This window comes from Neisseria sp. P0001.S005, assembly GCF_051963715.1.
Window position 1 is genome coordinate 1 of the sequence record NZ_JBQCTZ010000954.1, and the last position, 288, is coordinate 288.

The following is a 288-nucleotide window of genomic DNA, read 5'->3' on the forward strand; positions in this document are numbered from 1 at the left end:
TTGTGGGTGAGTGCCGGTATTGCCGTTTTTCTGGGTTGGTTTTTCAAACCGATGCGCTGGTTTATCCCTTTGGGCGTATGTTTGGCGTATTTGGCCGTTGATTTGTATGGCGGCGACATCAAACACGCAGACGGCTTCCTGCTCAAATACCTGTTAAGCAGCCAGTCGGCGATTATGTGGCAATGCGCGTTTGTGTTCTTTGCCTTGTTTGCCTATATCGTCGGCGCGATAGCGGCGGTGCGCAAAAATGTGCCGTCCAATACGCTTTTGGGCATGGGTACCGTGTTT

General features: G+C 51.4%; 1 pseudogene. It reads left to right on the forward strand.

Annotation, left to right across the window (positions count from 1 at the left end):
* Positions 1–288 (forward strand): annotated as a pseudogene (locus tag ACTHSP_RS23655) (c-type cytochrome biogenesis protein CcsB); the annotation flags it as partial.